17 protein-coding genes are annotated in these 19,724 nt (G+C 45.6%); all 17 read left to right on the top strand.

From position 1 onward, the window contains the following. Positions 1–16: 16 nt before the first annotated feature. The 17 genes from rbfA to NSQ50_RS18210 all read left to right on the top strand — a co-directional run bounded on the left by rbfA (position 17) and on the right by NSQ50_RS18210 (position 19,666). Positions 17–364, top strand: a complete 348-nt coding sequence (gene rbfA / locus NSQ50_RS18290; RefSeq protein WP_036688461.1) for a 30S ribosome-binding factor RbfA — start codon at positions 17–19, stop codon at positions 362–364. 72 nt (positions 365–436) lie between these two features. Continuing rightward, the gene (locus tag NSQ50_RS18285; protein WP_076140994.1) at positions 437–1,414 is read left to right on the top strand and encodes a DHH family phosphoesterase; all 978 of its coding nucleotides are present in this window, start codon (positions 437–439) and stop codon (positions 1,412–1,414) included. Next, complete coding sequence (gene truB / locus NSQ50_RS18280; RefSeq protein WP_076140993.1) at positions 1,411–2,325, top strand: tRNA pseudouridine(55) synthase TruB; 915 nt, start codon at positions 1,411–1,413, stop codon at positions 2,323–2,325. Before NSQ50_RS18285 ends, truB begins: the two co-directional genes overlap by 4 nt. A gap of 37 nt (positions 2,326–2,362) precedes the next feature. Then, positions 2,363–3,310, top strand: coding sequence for a bifunctional riboflavin kinase/FAD synthetase (locus NSQ50_RS18275; RefSeq protein WP_038571921.1), 948 nt, complete (start codon positions 2,363–2,365; stop codon positions 3,308–3,310). A gap of 148 nt (positions 3,311–3,458) precedes the next feature. Then, the gene (gene rpsO, locus NSQ50_RS18270) at positions 3,459–3,728 is read left to right on the top strand and encodes a 30S ribosomal protein S15 (protein WP_036656390.1); all 270 of its coding nucleotides are present in this window, start codon (positions 3,459–3,461) and stop codon (positions 3,726–3,728) included. 293 nt (positions 3,729–4,021) lie between these two features. Further along, a complete protein-coding gene (gene pnp / locus NSQ50_RS18265) occupies positions 4,022–6,124 on the top strand; it encodes a polyribonucleotide nucleotidyltransferase (RefSeq protein ID WP_036688453.1) in 2,103 nt (700 codons plus the stop codon). A 235-nt stretch (positions 6,125–6,359) separates the two neighbouring features. Then, on the top strand, positions 6,360–7,343 hold the full coding sequence (locus NSQ50_RS18260; RefSeq protein WP_076106339.1) for a polysaccharide deacetylase family protein: 984 nt from the start codon (positions 6,360–6,362) through the stop codon (positions 7,341–7,343). Positions 7,344–7,421: 78 nt separating this feature from the next. Next, the gene (locus NSQ50_RS18255; protein WP_036688449.1) at positions 7,422–8,690 is read left to right on the top strand and encodes a M16 family metallopeptidase; all 1,269 of its coding nucleotides are present in this window, start codon (positions 7,422–7,424) and stop codon (positions 8,688–8,690) included. Then, positions 8,665–9,111 (top strand): dUTP diphosphatase, encoded by a 447-nt coding sequence (dut, locus tag NSQ50_RS18250; protein WP_170914171.1) that lies wholly within the window; start codon positions 8,665–8,667, stop codon positions 9,109–9,111. Before NSQ50_RS18255 ends, dut begins: the two co-directional genes overlap by 26 nt. Before the next feature lie 567 nt (positions 9,112–9,678). Then, entirely contained in the window at positions 9,679–10,575 is an 897-nt protein-coding gene (gene dpsA, locus NSQ50_RS18245; protein WP_036688445.1) for a dipicolinate synthase subunit DpsA, read from the top strand. Between the two features lies 1 nt (position 10,576). Further along, positions 10,577–11,173 (top strand): dipicolinate synthase subunit B, encoded by a 597-nt coding sequence (locus NSQ50_RS18240; protein WP_036688443.1) that lies wholly within the window; start codon positions 10,577–10,579, stop codon positions 11,171–11,173. A 260-nt stretch (positions 11,174–11,433) separates the two neighbouring features. Beyond that, positions 11,434–12,657, top strand: a complete 1,224-nt coding sequence (dapG, locus tag NSQ50_RS18235) for an aspartate kinase (RefSeq protein ID WP_036688442.1) — start codon at positions 11,434–11,436, stop codon at positions 12,655–12,657. A 16-nt stretch (positions 12,658–12,673) separates the two neighbouring features. Beyond that, entirely contained in the window at positions 12,674–13,549 is an 876-nt protein-coding gene (gene dapA / locus NSQ50_RS18230; RefSeq protein WP_036688439.1) for a 4-hydroxy-tetrahydrodipicolinate synthase, read from the top strand. Positions 13,550–14,057: 508 nt separating this feature from the next. Continuing rightward, positions 14,058–15,737, top strand: a complete 1,680-nt coding sequence (locus NSQ50_RS18225; protein ID WP_036688436.1) for a ribonuclease J — start codon at positions 14,058–14,060, stop codon at positions 15,735–15,737. Between the two features lie 213 nt (positions 15,738–15,950). Next, positions 15,951–16,718 (top strand): ClpP family protease, encoded by a 768-nt coding sequence (locus NSQ50_RS18220; RefSeq protein ID WP_076140992.1) that lies wholly within the window; start codon positions 15,951–15,953, stop codon positions 16,716–16,718. After that, a complete protein-coding gene (locus tag NSQ50_RS18215; RefSeq protein ID WP_036688432.1) occupies positions 16,715–16,927 on the top strand; it encodes a YlzJ-like family protein in 213 nt (70 codons plus the stop codon). Before NSQ50_RS18220 ends, NSQ50_RS18215 begins: the two co-directional genes overlap by 4 nt. A gap of 78 nt (positions 16,928–17,005) precedes the next feature. Next, positions 17,006–19,666, top strand: coding sequence for an FtsK/SpoIIIE family DNA translocase (locus NSQ50_RS18210; protein ID WP_076223198.1), 2,661 nt, complete (start codon positions 17,006–17,008; stop codon positions 19,664–19,666). Positions 19,667–19,724 lie beyond the last annotated feature (58 nt).

Genomic DNA, 19,724 nt, shown 5'->3' with positions numbered 1-19,724 from the left:
GAAGAGGTGAATATAGATGTCTAAAATTAGAGCAGGACGAGTCGGCGAGCAGATCAAGAAAGAGCTTAGTCAACTTATCCAAAGCGGTCTGAAAGACCCTCGAATCGGTTTTGTAACTGTAACTGGCGTAGATGTGACTAACGATCTATCGCAAGCCAAGGTATACTTAAGCGTGTTCGGGGATGAAGAGCAGAAGGCAGACTCGCTTAAAGCGATTGAGAAAGCCAATGGTTTTCTTCGCTCAGAGCTTGGCAAGGCCATTCGCCTTCGGCATACACCGGAGCTGATCTTCAAGATCGACGAATCTGTCGCTTATGGCAGTCATATTGAGAAGCTTCTTGGAGAGCTTCATAAGAACGATTAGAAATAAGTGATTAAAGTGGGGTTCAAAATAGCGTTATGCTATTTTGAACAACCTTTAAAAAGGAGACGGCGAATGCAGAGCTATGAACAAAGTCTCCAGCAGACCCGTGAGTTTCTGCTGGAACACGACGATTACCTTGTAGTGTCGCATGTTCAGCCGGACGGAGATGCAGTCAGCTCCACCCTTGCGGTGGGCTGGCTTCTCTCATGTCTGGGCAAAAAATACACTATGCTGAATGAAGGACCGATCCCGAAGCGAATGGAATACCTATGGCATTCGGATGAAATCATCAATATGGCCTCTAGTGAACCGCCCCGTCAATACAGCAACGTCATCTGTGTGGATTGTGCGGATTTTCAGCGAGTAGGGCTGACAAACTGCTATTTTGCGAATGAGGCTCTTATCCTGAACATTGATCACCATCCAACAAATAACGGTTATGGATTCGTTAATTTAATCAAACCGGATGCAGCTGCGACAGCGGAAATATTGTTCGACCTGCTGAAGACATTCGAGATCGAATGGGATATTGATATCGCCACAGCTATATATACGGGTCTGTTAACAGATACCGGTGGTTTTCGTTATACCAACACATCACCAAAAGTAATGGCAGCTGTATCTGAGCTATTATCCCTTGGAGTTAACGGTCCTGAACTCGCTGAGACATTGCTTGAAGAAATGACGCTGCCACAGGTTAAAATATTAAATAAAGCCTTAAATACGCTGGAATTATCTCCTGAAGGGGATATTGCCTGGCTATATGTTACACCCGAGCATATGATCGAATGTGCTGCTGCTAATGAAGATTTGGAAGGAATCGTAAACTACCCTCGTAATATACGGGGCGTGGAAGTAGGCATTCTTTTTAAAGTTATTCATGAACATGCGGTCAAGGTTAGCCTACGTTCTGCCGGTAAAGTAGACGTGGCTGCATTGGCGCAAACGTTTGGCGGCGGCGGTCATACCCGTGCTGCAGGTGCGCGTATAGAAGCTACGCTTGAAGAGGCAATAACTCAGGTGCTTGAGGAGGTAAGACGTCATTTATGAGTGAATTAGAAGGTGTTCTGGCGGTTTATAAACCGGCAGGCTTCACTTCACATGATGTTGTAGCCAAGGCACGCCGTATTCTCGGCATGAAACGGATTGGTCATACGGGGACACTAGATCCCCAAGTGACTGGTGTATTGCCGCTTTGTCTGGGACGTGCGACTCGCGTTGTGGAGTATATTCAGGAGCTGCCCAAAGAATATGTGGCAACACTGAGACTGGGGATGTCCAGTGATACTGAAGACTTAACTGGAACCATTACGGAAACTGTAGATGAGGTTCATGTATCTGAGGAAGAGATTCTTGCAGTGCTTGCCTCTTTCAAAGGTGTAATTTCTCAGGTTCCTCCCATGTACTCTGCGGTGAAAGTGGATGGCAAACGTCTTTATGAATTGGCTAGAGAAGGCAAGACCGTTGAACGAAAAAGTCGTGAAGTAGAGATTTATGAAATCGAAATGACGGATATGACTTGGGAAGGTAATCATCCCGACATCACTTTCCGGGTATTATGCTCCAAAGGCACGTATATTCGAACACTTTGTGTTGATATCGGTCGTGCGCTTGGACTGCCGGGTGTAATGGTGAAGCTGGAGAGAACAATGTCGGCAGGAATTTCTGCCAGCCATTGTTTATCCCTTGAGGATATTGCCGCGCACAAGGAAGCCGGAACATTAGAAGATCATTTAATCGCTGCTGATGAGGCAATTTCGCATTTGCCTAAGCATACCGTTATGGATGAGAAGAAGAAGGCAGCACTGCAGGGTCAACGTTTGTCTTCGCGGTTCATTGCTCCAGAAGTGAAGACAGCAGGTCAAATTCGGCTATACGATCTTCAGGGATTGTTTCTTGGCATTTATGAGCTGGAAGAGACAGGTGCTATTGCCCCAGTAAAAGTGTTTGCACAAGCTTAAATCAATTTTACCAAGTGAATTGTAGGTGAGAAACAGCGTGAGAACCGTAACGTTAACCTATCCGATGTCGCCGGAGACTGCTGCCGAATGGGCACAACCTCAAGTGGCTGCTCTAGGGCAGTTTGACGGCCTGCATCGTGGACATGCCAGTGTCATTACATCCGCTGTGGCCTTAGCCCGTAAACAAGGTGTGCCGGCTGCAGTCCTTACATTTCATCCTCATCCCAAAGATGTTATGGGTAAGGGGGATTATGAAGGGTACTTGACGCCACCCTTTGAAAAGCAAGAGATTCTTGCCAGCATGGGTGTAGATATCCTGTATGTTATTGAATTTAATGAGCAGCTTTCCCGGGTTAGTCCACAGAATTTTGTCTCTGTTATGCTTTTGCCGCTACATATTGTAACTGCAGTTGTTGGCTTTGACTTTCGCTTTGGCTACCAAGGTGAAGGCGATGTTGAGATGCTTCGTAAGCTGGGTGAAGGTGTTATGAATGTGGAAGTTGCTCCTCCTTTTCTGCTTGAAGGCGAAAAGGTTAGCAGCTCCGGCATTCGCAAAAGTCTCCAAAATGGAGATCTGGGACTGGCAAACTCCTGGTTCGGACGTTGCTATCATCTGCGTGGTGAAGTGGGGCATGGTGAGAAGAGAGGCCGCACAATTGGTTTTCCAACTGCCAATTTGAAGCTCAGTGATCATTTTGTCATTCCAACCAAAGGTGTATATGCGGTTCGAGTCTTTTATAAGGATAAAGTTCTGTACGGGGTTATGAATGTGGGCGTTAAACCAACCTTTCATGAGGGTGTGTTGACTCCGAGCTTTGAGGTACATCTGTTTGACTTCGAGGGTGACCTGTATGATCAAGAGCTTAAGGTAGAATTGGTATCTTACATTCGTCCAGAACGGAAGTTTGACTCCATTGGGGCATTGATTACTCAGATTGGCGAGGATGCAGAAACCGCGAAGAAGATTCTGGAGTATAATTTATAGTCATCCCGGACAAGCCGTTTACTTTTGTTAATGGAGATGCTATACTAAGTAACGTTGCTGGCTTACAGCATCATAACCTTAGCTTGGTTGCACGTTCTCACCGACGGTGACGAGGCTAGTGGCGATTATATTGAAGGAGGTGAACAGGATGGCATTAACTCAAGAACGTAAACATCAATTGATCGACGAGCACAAAACTCACGAATCCGATACTGGATCCCCTGAGGTGCAAGTTGCTATCCTAACGGAGAACATCGTTAATTTGACTGACCACTTGCGTACGCACAAGAAAGATCATCACTCCCGTCGCGGATTGTTGAAAATGGTTGGACAACGTCGTAAACTTCTGGCGTATTTGAAAAACAAAGACATCAGACGTTACAGCGCCCTGATCGAAAGACTGGGATTGCGTCGTTAATTTTCCATAAGATTACTCTTAAAGCAGCCTGGTTGTATACCGTATGTCCTTCTCGGAGCGACAGCGGGACAGCTGGGTTGCTTTTTGAAAATTTAGGGAAAACTTAATATTAGGATCGATGAGATTATTCGCAAAAACGGCGACTTTACTTTTCAGTAAGGCCCAGCCGTTTCTTCTTATATGCATACAGAATAGGTAGCCTCCCTTTGGGACAAGCCTTTCCAATTCATTTAGATCGATATGTGAACCTGCTATTTTAGACTGCGGGTCTACTACTATTCAAGGAGGTATTTATGGAAAAACGTGTAGAAATGCAGCTGGGTGGAAGACGCCTTGTGCTGGAAACGGGCCGCCTGGCTAAACAAGCAAATGCAGCTGTTATGGTGCGTTACGGGGATACTTCGGTATTATGTACCGTTACGGCTTCGAAAGAGCCTAAGGATCTGGATTTTTTCCCGCTTACAGTTAACTATGAGGAAAGATTATATGCGGTAGGTAAAATTCCTGGCGGATTTATTAAACGGGAAGGTAGACCGAGTGAGAAAGCGATTCTGTCAAGTCGTTTGACAGACCGTCCAATCAGACCACTGTTCCCTGAAGGATTTCGTAACGATGTTCAGGTATTGAACATGGTAATGAGTGTGGATCAGGACTGCGCACCAGATATTGCTGCTATGATCGGTACTTCAGCTGCACTTAGTATTTCCGATGTGCCTTTTGATGGACCCATCGGCGGCGTTGCTGTAGGTCGGATTAATGGAGAGTTTGTGATCAATCCGGATATGTCTCAGCAAGCAATCAGTGATGTTTATGTAGTGGTTGCTGGAACGAAGGATGCAATCATGATGGTTGAAGCAGAAGCGAACGAAGTGACGGAAGATGTGATGCTCGAAGCGATTATGTTCGGTCATGATGAAATCCGCAAGATCGTTGCAACCATTGAAGAACTGGTTAAAGTGGCTGGTAAAGAAAAAATGGCTGTGAAGCTGCATACAGTGAATGCTGACGTGAATACTGAGGTCCGTGCATTTGCTGAGGCTCGTCTGGTGGAAGCCGTTAAAATAGCTGAAAAACATGCGCGTCAGGAAGCGATTGATGTCGTTAATGATGAAGCGGTTGCGTATTTCGTAGAGAAGTACATAGAAGCACCGGAGCTTCTGAAAGATGTTAAAGAAGTCCTACATGATATCGTGAAGGATGAAGTAAGACGTCTAATCACACATGATAAGGTTCGTCCAGATGGACGTAAACTTGATGAAATCCGTCCGATTGAATGTGATACAAGTCTGTTACCGCGTACACACGGTTCCGGTCTGTTTACACGTGGACAAACACAAATCCTTAGCGTTTGTACCCTTGGAGCACTAGGTGATGTACAAATTCTCGACGGAATCGATCCTACTGAAACAAAACGTTTCATGCACCATTACAACTTCCCGCCGTTCAGCGTAGGGGAAGCTCGTCCGCTTAGAGCACCAGGACGCCGTGAAATCGGTCATGGAGCACTTGGAGAACGTGCATTATCCAAGGTTATTCCTAGTGAAACTGAATTCCCGTACACGATTCGTCTAGTATCAGAAGCGATTGAATCTAACGGTTCTACTTCCCAGGCAAGTATCTGTGCCAGCATTCTGGCTATGATGGACGCTGGTGTGCCAATCAAAGCACCAGTAGCCGGAGTAGCAATGGGTCTGATCAAAGACGGAGAGCATGTCTCCATCCTGACGGATATTCAAGGTATGGAAGATCACCTCGGAGATATGGACTTCAAGGTAGCTGGTACAGCAGAAGGTGTTACAGCTATTCAAATGGACATTAAGATTGCCGGTATCGACCGCAACATTCTTCAGGATGCACTTCAGCAGGCTAAAGAAGGCCGTCTGTTCATCTTGGACAAAATGAATGAAGCGATCTCTGCGCCAAGACCTAATCTGTCCAAATATGCTCCAAAAATTATTATTATCAACATCAATCCGGATAAAATCCGTGATGTTATCGGTGCTGGTGGTAAGATTATCAATAAAATTATTGAAGAAACCGGCGTAAAAATCGACATCGAACAAGATGGCCGTGTCTTTATCGGTTCTTCAGATGAAGAGATGATCCAAAAGGCACGTTCGATTATCGAAGGACTAGTGCGTGAAGTACAAGTCGGAGAAATCTATGTGGGTACAGTTAGACGTATTGAGAAATTCGGAGCATTTGTTGAACTAATTCCGGGTAAAGACGGATTGGTACACATTTCCCAATTGTCCACTGAGCGCGTAGCTAAGGTTGAAGATGTTGTAGCTGTCGGGGATACAATTACCGTTAAAGTTACCGAAATCGACCAACAAGGCCGGGTTAACCTGTCGCGTAAAGCGGTATTGACTTCGGAAACTGGAGCTAAAGCTTAAGTTTCAATTGTAGAGGTACCTTTTCTAAAGTACCTAATAGCATAATAAAAGGAGACAGAAGCGATTGCGTTCTGGCTCTTTTTTTATATGAAATAAAGTAAAGTGCATCACTATCACGCCTCTTGCCTCTGTTCTTATGACATAAATTCCTCTCTTGTCTCATAGATTGGGACAAAGTGTCTTTGTATTCGTGTGGAACGGACTACAAGTCGTTTCTGCCGGGGAGGAAGTCGTCATGAAGACGGAAAAAGTGGCTTTAGTGGTTGCTTGTATTGCGATCGTGATAGGAATTGGCAGCACTCAGGGACCGGTAAAGGACATGCTTGCGCAATTGAAGCCGCAGGATGACCTAGCTGTGTGGAAGGATATTTCTAAGCCGGAGAACAATGATCTTCGGACACGGATTGAGACCGCCGCAGCCAAACTTAATGCCCCTCCAGTGAATGCCGTGGTTGATCGGGTATGGAAGGCGATTCCGGGTTATAACGGACTTGAGATTGATGTAGAGAGTACATATCGGAATGCTCTTTTGGCGCCAAAAGAACCTATAAAATTTATGTATCGGCAGATTGAACCACAGATATCACTGAATCAACTGGGAGCTGAACCCATATATCGTGGGAATCCGGCCAAACCGATGGTATCGTTGATGATTAATGTGGCGTGGGGAAATGAGTACATTGTGCCAATGTTGGATGTTTTGGATGAAGAGAACGTTAAAGTTACGTTTTTTCTGGATGGGAGCTGGCTGAGTAAAAATCCGGAGCTGGCTAAAGAAATGCTAAAACGTGGTCATGAGATGGAGAATCATGCTTATACCCACCCTAATATGAGTACTTTAAGTCGTGCGCGAGCTACTGTAGAAATTGAGAAGACACAAAAGCTGTTAAAGGAATCGCTTGGAGTCACTAATAAATGGTTCGCACCCCCTTCTGGTGATTTCGATCAGGAGACAGTAGAAATTGCCAGCAGTTTAGGGCTCAAGACCGTACTATGGACCGTGGATACCGTGGATTGGCGTAATCCTTCTCCTGAATCTGTAGTTGCCAAAATCACAAGCAAAGCGGAACCAGGCACTCTAGTCTTAATGCATCCCACAGCCTCATCCTCCAAAGCTCTGAGGGCCATGATACGTGGAATCAAAGCAAAAGGGTTGCAGTTAGGTACAGTTAGTCAAACGCTCTCAGCAGAGCGGCTGATCCCCTCTAATGTTGAGTGAGAGCTGTATTTCTGGTAGGATTATAGGCACGTGTAATTAAATTAGATAGAACATGGCTATTTGCCAGGAGGACTTGAAGTGGAAAAAATAGTGTTATCCAATGGTTTACGAGTGGTAATGGAGAAAATCCCGACTGGCCGGTCCGTTTCTTTCGGAATCTGGGTAAAGACAGGCTCTCGGAATGAACACCCTGGAAACAACGGGATATCCCATTTTGTAGAACATATGCTTTTTAAAGGTACGGATCGGTACAGCGCCAAGGATATTGCTGAGCAGTTTGACGCCATCGGGGGCAATGTAAATGCGTTTACCTCAAAGGAATATACATGTTATTATGCTAAAGTACTGGATGAGCATCTGCCCATCGCTGTAGATGTATTAGCGGATATGTTCTTCCGTTCACGGATGGACGCTGAAGAGCTGGAGAAAGAAAAGAATGTCATCCTTGAGGAAATCTCCATGTGCGAAGACACGCCGGATGATCTTGTACATGATTTGATGTGTGCTGCTGCCTACAAGGACCATCCGCTAGCGTATTCCATCCTTGGCTTGAAGGAACGGCTGATGGAGATGAAGCCGGATGATCTTCGGGCGTATATGAAGGAACAATACACGATTGAGAATACGGTTATAAGTGTAGCCGGCAACATTAGTGATGGATTGATCGAACTGCTGGAACAGCATTTTGGTTCTTTTGATAATCATGGTACAAGTGCGCCGCTGACTCCACCAGATTACTATGGAGAACTCTTATTTCACCGCAAGAAAACAGAGCAGAATCACATCTGTCTTTCCTTGCCTGGCGTACGTTCTGGCGATCCCTTGCAATATGCTATGGTGCTGATCAATAATGCCGTAGGCGGAGGGATGAGCTCCCGTATGTTCCAGGAAATTCGTGAAAAACGCGGATTAGCTTATTCGGTGTATTCCTATCACAGCTCCCAGGCAGATTCTGGTCTGTTTACGGTCTATGCCGGTACAGCGCCCAAGCAAACAAAAGATGTCATGGAGTTAATCAAGGAAATGATGTACGAACTTGCTACCAACGGCCTCAGTGAAGATGAGCTGAGAAAAGGCAAGGAGCAGCTTAAAGGCAGTCTCATTCTTAGTCTCGAAAGCACTAGCAGCCGAATGAACCGTATCGGAAAAAATGAACTTATGCTCGGAAGACATAATACATTGGACGATATGATCGCCAAAATTCAGCTAGTGACGATGGACAATATCAACAGTGTGCTGGACCATATGTTCGCGGAGCCGCTTTCTTTAGCGATGGTAGGCTCATCAGATAAAGCTATTGCAAATGTTAGGAGAGATGATCTTGTCTTATTACGTACAAATCAATAAACTTACTGGAAACGAGGATGTAAATCTTCCTTGTAAAATGTCGGAGCAAGCTTCCGGTTATGATCTTTATGCTGCAGTTGCGGGTGAAATTGTACTTGCACCAGGAGAGCGTGCTTTAATTCCAACAGGGATTTCACTGGCTATGCCAGAGGGGCTTGAAGCGCAGATCCGTCCGCGTAGTGGACTGGCCTTGAAGCACGGGATTACCTGCTTGAATACACCTGGAACTATAGACGCTGATTACCGCGGAGAGATCAAAGTACTCTTGATCAATCTGGGGCAGGAGCCGTTTGCTATCGCTCGCAATGAGCGGATTGCCCAAATGGTATTTCAAGCTGTTCCAGTGGTTAATTTGGTGGAAGTGGAAGAGTTGTCCGAAACACAACGCGGAGCCGGAGGCTTTGGTCATACTGGCAAATAAGATTGTTGATATAATTCATTTAAAAAGCTTACGAATTCATGCCCAAGGCATGATTCGTGAGCTTTTTTTGTTATGCAGAGTTAATTATCAAAAACATTATTTTCTTCGATTGTTATGCAGATAGCATTTTATAAAGTGCTATCTGCTACTCCAACTACATCCGATTTCCCCATCGAATAAACTCAGCATTTTCATTGGCGCTCTGCCACAACTCTAACCCTACCGTCAAATTAAAAACGAAGCCCCTATCGGACCTCAGCGCTCTTATTAACAACAAATCTTCTTAATTTGGCTGTTTTCGGACCCCAGTGTCACTATTGGATAAAAACACCTGATATCGAACCTGTTTATGTCGAATAAGAGCTCTCCAGTCCGAAACTCCTCCTAAAAGACAAAAAATACACAAATAGTTGCATCTCGGTCCGTAACTCATCAGCCGTAAGCCATCTGCTCATCAGCCATCAGCCATGCGTGCCGGGGATTTCATTTCCGCTCTTCACCCATTAACTATGCCCAGCATAAGATGCTTTATAGTCGATAGTGTATGTTGAAAGGAGCGTCATCCCTATGCTTACTGGCGTCAGGATCGTGTTCCTGGGCGGGGACGCGAGACAGCTTGAAGTGATTCGGAAATGTGTGGAATTGGATGCGACGGTAAGCGCTGCCGGGTTCGATAAGTGGGAGACCCCTAGCCCAGGGGTGAGCCTGGAACAATTGACGGTAGAGCTGCTAAGTAATGCAGATGTATTAGTGTTGCCTACGGTAGGCTGTGATGATGAAGGAAATATTAGTGCTCTATTTTCTTCTGAGCGTTTAACGATTCTGGAGGAGCATTTCACTGCGCTGCCATCCGATTGTTTAGTGTATACCGGTATGGCTAAAAGTTACTTGCGCGGGATGTGTACCAAGCACTCACTAAAGTTAATCGAACTGCTTAATCGTGATGATGTGGCTATTTACAACTCTATCCCGACAGCGGAGGGAGCGCTGGTAATGGCCATTCAGAACACGGATTTTACGATTCACAGCTCGAAATCAATGGTGCTTGGTTTAGGTAGAACTGGATTTACAATGGCTCGAAGTCTACAGGGACTGGGGGCTAGTGTAAAGGTTGGTGTCAGAAAACAAGAACATTATGCACGTGCTGAGGAAATGGGCTGGAAGCCTTTTATGACCAGTGAGCTGCTGCTTCACGTACCGGATGTGGATCTTATATTTAATACGATACCAAGTATGATCATCACCGCTCAGGTGCTCTCGCGGCTTGCGCCGCATTGCGTAATTATTGATCTGGCATCTGCACCAGGCGGTTGTGACTTTCGTTATGCTGAAAAACGTGGGATTAAGGCGATGCTGGCTCCAGGACTCCCTGGCATTGTAGCTCCAAAAAGCGCTGGGATTATTATGGCAAATGCGCTGGTACAGTCGATTTCGGACGAGGCTTTAATCAAGGGGGACGAATAAAATGGATTGGCACGGAAAAACAGTAGGGTATGCGATCACTGGATCTCATTGCACTTTTGCTGAGGTAATGCCACAAATTCAGCGCTTCGTAGACGGGGGAGCAAACGTAGTACCTATAGTTTCAGCATCTGTACTAGGAACAGACACCCGCTTTGGGACATCGCAAAATTGGTTAAAACAGTTGAAAGATATAACAGGGAATGATATCATTTCTACAATTGTTGAAGCGGAGCCGCTGGGTCCTTCCAAGCTGCTGGATGTGCTGACAATAGCACCTTGCACAGGAAATACAACGAGTAAACTGGCTAATGCCATGACGGATAGTCCCGTGCTAATGGCAGCTAAATCGCAGATGCGCAACGGACGTCCACTAGTTCTAGCGATATCTACAAATGATGGATTGGGCCTAAATGCCGCAAATATTGCTAAGCTTCTGGTGGCTAAACATATTTATTTTGTACCATTCGGTCAAGATAACCCTGAGGGTAAACCTAACTCGCTCGTGGCACGCATGGATCTTATCCCGGAAGCTTGCTATGCCGCTTTGCAAGGTAAACAACTACAGCCGATGATCATCGAACGGTTTCATTCAGCATAGAAAATTAACAGAGCTCGGCTGATTTTGTTGTGGACAATAAAAGGGGAGATGCACCAAATGAGCAATGAGAAGTGCCAAGATAACGTAGTGGAAACAGCTAAGTTCATTGCTATCAAAAAAATATAAGCAATATTGCTACCGTCCTCAGGTTCGAGGGCGGTACAGCCATTTAACAACTTACTTAACGAATAAGCTCACGTACCGTAATCTTTTCACGAATGATTAGTGTGTTTGCTTTGATAATAATGGGGGAATTATACATGGGTATTCTGGTACAAAAATTCGGAGGAACATCGCTATCCACACCGCAAGCTAGAGAACACGTAATCCGCAATGTCAAAAGAGAGCTGGCAAGTGGCTACAGTCTTGTTATTGTTGTATCGGCCATGGGCCGTCGCGGAGAGCCTTACGCAACAGACACTTTGCTGGATTGGGCCGTGCAGAACGGAGATGCACTTCCTGACCGGGAAAAAGATCTCCTGATGTGCTGCGGTGAAATTATTTCAGCTACTACTCTATGTGGGCTGTTGGAGAATGAAGGTATCGCTTCTACAGTATTAACGGGAGCTCAGGCAGGATTTCTGACAGACAGCAACTATGGCAATGCCAGAATTCTGGATGTACGTCCGGAACGCATTCTCCGTGAGCTGCGTGAGGATAAAGTGGTTATTGTTACCGGGTTCCAGGGCCAGACTGAAGCGGGTGATTTAACAACTTTAGGCCGTGGCGGTAGTGATACCTCTGCTACAGCACTTGGTGCTGCTCTTCATGCTGATATGGTGGATATTTATACGGATGTTAACGGGATACTTACAGCTGATCCACGGATCGTTGAAGATGCTAAGCCATTAACTTACGTTAGTTATACAGAAATTTGCAATATGGCTCATCAGGGAGCAAAAGTCATTCATCCACGTGCGGTTGAGATTGCTATGCAGGCACAGATTCCAGTTCGTGTTCGTTCAACCTTTTCAGAAGCTGAAGGTACGCTGGTTACGAATCCAGAAGGATTTAACGATATCCAAGCAGGGGGTATTGTGGATCGATTCGTTACAGGGATTGCTTATGTCAGCAACGTTACACAGATTTCTGTGGAATGCCCGGACGGTAACGGAACCGGAGTGCAATTGCAAATCTTTAAGAGTATGGCAGATAACGGGATAAGCGTTGATTTTATTAATGTAACACCTACGGAAGCTCTTTATACGGTTTTTGATGACAAATCAGAGAAGGCTATTTCTGCTCTGCAACAGCTGGGTTTGCGACCTAAGAGTTTATCGGGTTGTGCCAAAGTTTCTGTTATCGGGGGAGGAATTAACGGTGTGCCTGGTATTATGGCGCGCATCGTTGAGGCGCTTAGCTCGCAAAACATTCAAATTCTACAATCCGCAGATTCGAATACAACGATATGGGTGCTTGTGAAAAAAGAAGATATGGTGCAGTCCTTGCGTTCGCTGCATGCTATGTTTGAATTGCACCGCTGACAAGGAGGAATTCAAAGTGGATTTCGGAAGATTAATAACAGCCATGGTAACCCCTTTTGATGGGGATGGAGAAATCAACTGGGATGTAACTTCACAGCTTGTCGATTATTTAATTGAGGTACAGAAATCAGAGGCTTTGGTTGTCTGCGGAACGACAGGGGAATCGCCTACGTTAAGCGATGAGGAAAAGCTGCAGCTGTTTTCTTTTGTGCTGGAAAAGGCGAATGGACGTTGTAAAGTTATTGCTGGAACTGGCAGCAATAACACGAAACATTCCATTCATCTGACGAAGGAAGCAGAGAAAATAGGTGTAGATGGAGTGCTTTTGGTCGTTCCTTATTATAATAAACCGAATCAGGAAGGTCTTTATCAGCATTTTTCCACGATTGCTTCAGAGACTTCATTACCAGTGATTCTATATAATGTTCCAGGTCGAACAGGTGTAAGTATGAGCGTGGCCACTACCCTGCGACTTGCTGAGATTCCGAACATCATTGCTACGAAAGAATGCGCGTCTGTGGATCAGGTAACACTTATTGCCTCTGCTTGTTCAGATGATTTCCGTGTATATACAGGTGATGATGCCTCGGGTCTTGCCAGTCTGGCTGTTGGTGGATACGGAATTATAAGTGTATCTAGCCATGTGGTTGGTGCGCAGATGTCAGAAATGATTTACGCTTATACCTCCGGCAATGTTCAGCTTGCTGGAGAGATTCATCGCCAGCTGTTCCCGATTTTTAAAGGAATGTTTGAATGCCCACAACCGCTGCCCAATCCATCAGCAGTAAAATATGCTTTAGGACTCAAGGGGATCCCTGTGGGCGGAGTCAGATTGCCACTTATTTCGCCAACGGAAGCGGAAGCGGCTTTTATTGAAGGACTATTTCACTAAGAATTAATCATTGATGATGAACGTTCTAAACCGGCTACTCTATTGGGGAAGCCGGTTTTTGCATTTATATTTTTTTTCTGAAATATTGAGGCGAATTTAAGGAAAGAATTTGGATACGAGGCGGATGACTTGTCTTTTGCCAAAAAAATCATGTATAATGATCTTAAGTGACTGGGTGCGGTTAAAATTAAATATGCGGTAATCTTCCGTCAATGTAATACATTGTGAGACAGGATAGGTCCCAAGATGAGTCTGTTTAAATAAATGACATGTCTTCGCGCGAGGGGCGCGACGGTGAATTTTGACGGCGTTTGTCCGCTTCAATATGAACTTTACTGCCCGGAATCGGGAGCTTTCGCATTGCGCATTTTACAGATTTCAGGAATTTCCTTGTTGATTGGAAGTTATTAGCTGTTTGAAGAATGTGTTCAGCGCCGCTGAAATAATCGAAGTTCGATATTTACCAATAAAAGTATGACGTCCAACATCATAGGAGGGTTAGATTCATTTGTCCAAAAAAAACAACAACGATAAATTGACGATTTTCGCATTGGGCGGAGTCGGAGAAATCGGGAAAAACATGTATGTTATTCAATACGGAGCTGACATTGTAGTCGTGGATTCGGGACTCAAGTTTCCGGAAGAGGATATGCTCGGTATTGACATCGTAATTCCTGATATCTCGTATTTGACAGAGAACCGTGACAAGGTAAGAGGTATTGTGCTTACTCACGGACACGAGGATCACATCGGTGGTCTGCCTTATGTCCTGAAGAATTTGAATGTTCCAGTCTATGGAACAAGATTAACTTTAGGCCTTGTAGAGAACAAATTGAAGGAAGCGAACCTGCTGGGTGACACCAAACGGATTCTGATCAACGAAGATTCAGAAATTCAATTGGGGAACTCACTTAAGGTAACTTTCTTTAGAACCAATCACAGCATTCCTGATTCCGTGGGTGTATGCATTGAGACTCCGGAAGGAAATGTTGTTCATACGGGCGATTTCAAATTTGACCACACCCCAGTCAACGGTCAATTTGCAAATCTGCATCGGATGGCAGAGATTGGCCAAAAGGGCGTGCTTGCTCTTTTGTCGGATAGTACGAATGCTGAGAAACCAGGCTTTACCCCTTCTGAGAAGAATGTCGGTATTGTGCTGGAAGATATTTTCCGCAAAGCTGAGCAACGTGTCGTTGTAGCAACTTTTGCTTCCAATGTGCACCGTATTCAGCAAGTGGTTAATGCAGCAGAATCCACGGGTCGTAAGATTACAGTAATTGGCCGTAGTATGGTTAACGTTGTATCTATCGCTTCTGAGCTTGGGTATCTGAACGTACCTGACGGTATGCTGATCGAACCAGAAGAAATGAATAGAATGGCAGCTAATCGTGTCGTTGTTCTTTGCACAGGCAGCCAAGGCGAGCCAATGTCTGCATTGACACGTATGGCGCGTTCCAGTCATCGTAAAGTAGATATCCTGCCAGGCGATACCGTTATTATTGCGGCAACACCTGTACCAGGTAATGAGAAATATGTAGGCCGTACCATCGATGAATTGTTCCGTCTTGGTGCTGATGTGATTTACAGCGGTTCCAACTCCGGCGTTCACGTATCCGGTCACGGTAGCCAAGAAGAACTTAAGCTTATGCTCAACCTCATGAAGCCGAAATTCTTCATTCCGATCCACGGTGAATTCCGCATGCAACGCAAACATGCTTTGCTGGCAGAATCCGTTGGCGTAGATCCACAGAACATTTTCATCACTGAAATCGGTGAAATTGTTGAGATCCAAGGCGGTGCCGCTCGTAAAGCTGGTAAAGTAACGGCTGGTAACGTATTGATTGACGGACTAGGTGTAGGCGATGTGGGTAACATTGTATTGCGTGACCGTAAGCTGCTGTCTCAAGACGGTATCTTGGTTGTCGTGGTTACACTTAGCAAACAGAATGGTGCCATTGTTTCTGGACCTGACATCATTTCACGTGGTTTCGTTTATGTTCGGGAGTCCGAAGGACTGCTCGACGAAGCTAACCGAATTGTATCCAGTACATTGCAACGCCTGATGAGTGAAAAAGTAAATGAGTGGGCTTCCCTAAAAACAAGCGTAAAAGATTCGCTGGGCCGTTTCTTATATGAACAAACGCGCCGCAGACCGATGATTTTGCCAATTATCATGGAAGTGTAAGGAGAGTTTCTCCTTCAAAGAATATATAGCTAGGGCTGAGCCCCTTTTCCCCGGAAATATTGGACGGTTTCCTCGGGAGAAGGGGTTTTTGCATGTCATAATTACTTCATAAGCTGAAAATTGCATAAGGCAGCACCCTGAAATGTCATACTAAGGATTGTTAGTAAGGCAACAGCAGACTAGAGCTGCATATGACAAGGGAGAGCTGCGAAGATGAACTACATCGAAGGATCAAATGGAGCAAAAAATGAGGAAGTTGTCCCAGGAGAAACTAATCCGAATCCTAATGAAAATATGCCGCCCACTGCAATGGGAGCGATTAAGGAGCTTGGACAAACGGTAGTCCCAAGTGGAGAGCCTGATATTTTTTGCTTAACGATTATTGGTCAGATTGAAGGACATATTGTAATGCCTCCACAGAACAAAACAACAAAGTATGAGCATATCATTCCACAGCTGGTGGCTGCTGAGCAGAATAAAAACATCAAAGGTCTGCTTATCATTTTAAATACGGTAGGTGGAGATGTAGAAGCGGGATTAGCAATTGCGGAAATGATTGCATCCCTCTCCAAGCCAACGGTAACCGTGGTCATTGGAGGCGGGCATAGTATCGGGGTGCCGATTGCAGTTTCCTCCACTTATTCGATCATTGCCGAAAGTGCAACGATGACGATTCATCCGATTCGTATGAATGGTTTAGTGATCGGAGTGCCGCAAACGTTCGAGTATATGGAGAAAATGCAGGAACGTGTCGTTAAATTTGTGACTTCCCATTCGCGTATTTCTGAAGAACAGTTCCGTGATCTCATGTTTAAGACAGGTGAGCTCAATCGTGATATCGGGACGGCTGTGGGGGGCTTGGATGCCGTTAAATATGGCCTTATGGATGAGGTCGGCGGGATCGGAGCGGCTCTAGCGCATCTCAACCGAATGATCGGCGGAGATTTCTCTGCATCGACTCCAGGAGGGATTACGCAATGACACTGTACACAGTAGTTGCAATGGAACAGGTGTGGGAGGGGGCATTTAACAATTATGCAACAACCCGAGAAGTGAGTGTGCAGGGCATGCTGATGCAGGTAGAACCGATGGAGGAAGGGCGTGCGCGGATCGTGAGATTATTGGATTGTCCACTGAACCGTTATCTAGATCCGGCGTTCTCTCCAGGTGCGATAATTACATTAACATAAAGATTCAATTTCTGACAAAAGAGAACATAGGTACGCCACGCCATTATATGGTATAATGTTGTTCCGGGGGTGGCTGGCGTGGCTAAACGAAAAAAGAAGAAGAAAAAAGCGCTGCTCGGCAGCGTTTTAAAATATGAAATATATGGAATTTTATTAATAACTATTTCCGTCATTGCACTGTCTGGTGAAGCAGCCGTAGGGCGCTCACTTTCAAGTATGGCGGGTTACTTATTAGGGAGATTTTATTTTGTGTTGCCGCTTGTCGGCATTTTTTATGGACTTATGGTTATGATCCATCGAAGATGGCCTTCCTCGTGGAACAGCAGGCATACTGGCGTGCTTCTGCTTCTGTTGTCTATGTGCCTTATGAGCACAATATCTGCAATGGAGCAGAAGCTTGGCCCGTTGTCTTTGTTACATCCTGGCAATGTAATGACACAAATACATAATGATCTTTCGGGATCACTTTCACCTGGCTCGAACGACAGCAATGTCTATATGCTGGGTAAGGATATAAGCGGAGGTTACATCGGCGGGTTGGAGTATGCAGCGCTGTTATGGCTTTTTGGCAGTCTGGGCGCTAAGCTGCTTATGATCGTCATGCTGGCGATCAGCTTTATGCTAATTACCAACTTGTCATATGTGGAGATTTTTACGCTTTTGCGAGTGCGATCGGTTAAGTTTGTGGAGGGGATTCGTCTCCATGCTGCAAATCGCCCGAAGGCGGTCCCAGTAGCGGCGAGACCATCTAGAGCCGCTGCTCCAGCTAAAGCTCGGCAGGTGAAGCAGCCTGTCTATGATGACGAGGATGAAGAAGACGAAGACGATCGGTATCTGCCTAATCGCAAACAACCTGTCCTTTTGAAAAAAATATCTGGCTGGTTCTCAGGTTCCACGCGTTCACAGGTGGAAGCAGATCCTGAGGATGACGATCAGGGTCCAATTGTGACAAGTGCTTCGAGCGGTCCGATTATTTCGGGATTAACACCAGATAGCCGTGTAATTCCATTAGAGGATATCGATCATGATTTTGACGATGCGGATCTGGATATTGAACCTGTGACGCCTATTATTCGAGATTTCTTTGAACATATCCGTTCAGAAGGTTTAAACGAAGAAGATCGGGAAGAGTGGAGTGAATTCTCACCCGCAGCTCGTGGTGAAGCAGCTAAACCTGCTGTAGCCGGAGCTAATGCCGCTAAGCAGCAGCCTACGGATGAGTCTGAGGAGAATGTAAGTATTGACTTGGAAGGCCTGCTAGGTGCTTCTCCAGATGGAGAGATTATTCCCGCTCCTCCAGCACCACCGCCACCGAAGCCATATAAGCTGCCATCGTTCCGTCTTTTAGCCAAACCTAACAATGGTGGCAAAGCTGGAGATCAGAATGATTATATGCAGACAGCCCGTAAATTAGAAGCAACACTTGAAAGCTTTGGGGTACGAGCTAAAGTGCTGGAGGTAGTAAGAGGCCCAGCTGTTACAAGATATGAGATACAACCGGATATTGGGGTTAAGGTTAGCCGTATTGTAAATCTGACGGATGACATTGCCCTTGCACTTGCAGCCAAAGACATTCGGATGGAAGCACCGATTCCGGGTAAATCTGCGATCGGGATAGAAGTTCCGAACTCTGAAGTGTCTATTGTTACCATGCGCGAAGTTATGGAAACACAGATTTTTCAGGAGGCTGAATCCAGATTATCGATTGCTTTTGGCCGTGATATTTCCGGCCAGACCATTATCGGCAATCTGGCTAAGATGCCCCATTTATTGGTGGCCGGTGCAACTGGCTCCGGTAAATCAGTCTGTATCAACGGGATTATAACAAGCATCTTATACAAAGCTAAACCTGATGAGGTCAAATTCCTCATGGTCGATCCTAAGATGGTCGAGCTGAATGTGTATAACGGAATTCCCCATCTTTTGGCTCCGGTTGTCACAGATCCAAAGCGGGCAAGCCTAGCCTTGAAGAAGATCGTAGTCGAAATGGAGAAGCGTTATGAGCTATTCTCCAAATCGGGAACACGGAATATGGAAGGTTATAATAAGCTAATGGCTGAGAATCCAGCGGCTATTCTACCGTATATCGTTGTTATTGTGGACGAGCTTGCGGATTTGATGATGGTTGCAGCCAATGATGTTGAGGATGCGATTTGCCGACTTGCACAAATGGCGCGGGCGGCAGGGATTCATCTAATTATCGCTACACAACGTCCTTCAGTAGATGTCATCACAGGTTTAATTAAAGCTAATATTCCATCCCGGATCGCTTTTGGCGTATCGTCCAATGTGGATTCACGTACCATTCTGGATATGCCCGGTGCAGAGAAGTTGTTAGGCCGAGGTGATATGTTGTTCTTACCAATGGGCGCATCTAAGCCTATTCGTGTACAGGGAGCTTTTATGAGTGACCAAGAAGTAGAGACTATTGTTCAATATGTCAGCAGTCAAGGTGAAGCCGAATACGATGAGTCCATCGTTCCTGAAGTGGATGATACAATCACTGAGGATCAGGAGCCACAGGATGAATTATACGAGCAAGCCGTACAAATTGTACTAGAGGCTAAGCAGGCTTCAGTGTCGCTGCTGCAGCGTCGTATGCGGGTCGGTTATACCCGTGCAGCCCGGTTGATTGACTCTATGGAGGCTCGTGGGGTCATCGGTCCTTATGAGGGCAGTAAGCCGCGTGAGGTGCTGATGTCACTTGAGCAATATCAGCATAACAAGATCAGCTCCTAAGCTGGAGAAGCCCGTCGAAACCTTCAATAGACAGTAAAAGAGATGGCCACTTTTGAAC

The organism is Paenibacillus sp. FSL R10-2788 (assembly GCF_038003885.1).
In the GTDB taxonomy this organism is placed as follows: Bacteria; Bacillota; Bacilli; order Paenibacillales; family Paenibacillaceae; genus Paenibacillus_AQ; species Paenibacillus_AQ odorifer.
This window is presented reverse-complemented; position numbering and strand designations above follow the sequence as displayed.

Excerpts from the sequence above, each read along its gene's own strand:
- dpsA (WP_036688445.1), top strand. The coding sequence starts at position 9,679 with ATGCTTACTGGCGTCAGGATCGTGTTCCTGGGCGGGGACGCGAGACAG.
- NSQ50_RS18260 (WP_076106339.1), top strand. The coding sequence starts at position 6,360 with ATGAAGACGGAAAAAGTGGCTTTAGTGGTTGCTTGTATTGCGATCGTG.
- rpsO (WP_036656390.1), top strand. The coding sequence starts at position 3,459 with ATGGCATTAACTCAAGAACGTAAACATCAATTGATCGACGAGCACAAA.
- NSQ50_RS18220 (WP_076140992.1), top strand. The coding sequence starts at position 15,951 with ATGAACTACATCGAAGGATCAAATGGAGCAAAAAATGAGGAAGTTGTC.
- NSQ50_RS18215 (WP_036688432.1), top strand. The coding sequence starts at position 16,715 with ATGACACTGTACACAGTAGTTGCAATGGAACAGGTGTGGGAGGGGGCA.
- NSQ50_RS18240 (WP_036688443.1), top strand. The coding sequence starts at position 10,577 with ATGGATTGGCACGGAAAAACAGTAGGGTATGCGATCACTGGATCTCAT.
- dapG (WP_036688442.1), top strand. The coding sequence starts at position 11,434 with ATGGGTATTCTGGTACAAAAATTCGGAGGAACATCGCTATCCACACCG.
- NSQ50_RS18285 (WP_076140994.1), top strand. The coding sequence starts at position 437 with ATGCAGAGCTATGAACAAAGTCTCCAGCAGACCCGTGAGTTTCTGCTG.
- rbfA (WP_036688461.1), top strand. The coding sequence starts at position 17 with ATGTCTAAAATTAGAGCAGGACGAGTCGGCGAGCAGATCAAGAAAGAG.
- truB (WP_076140993.1), top strand. The coding sequence starts at position 1,411 with ATGAGTGAATTAGAAGGTGTTCTGGCGGTTTATAAACCGGCAGGCTTC.
- pnp (WP_036688453.1), top strand. The coding sequence starts at position 4,022 with ATGGAAAAACGTGTAGAAATGCAGCTGGGTGGAAGACGCCTTGTGCTG.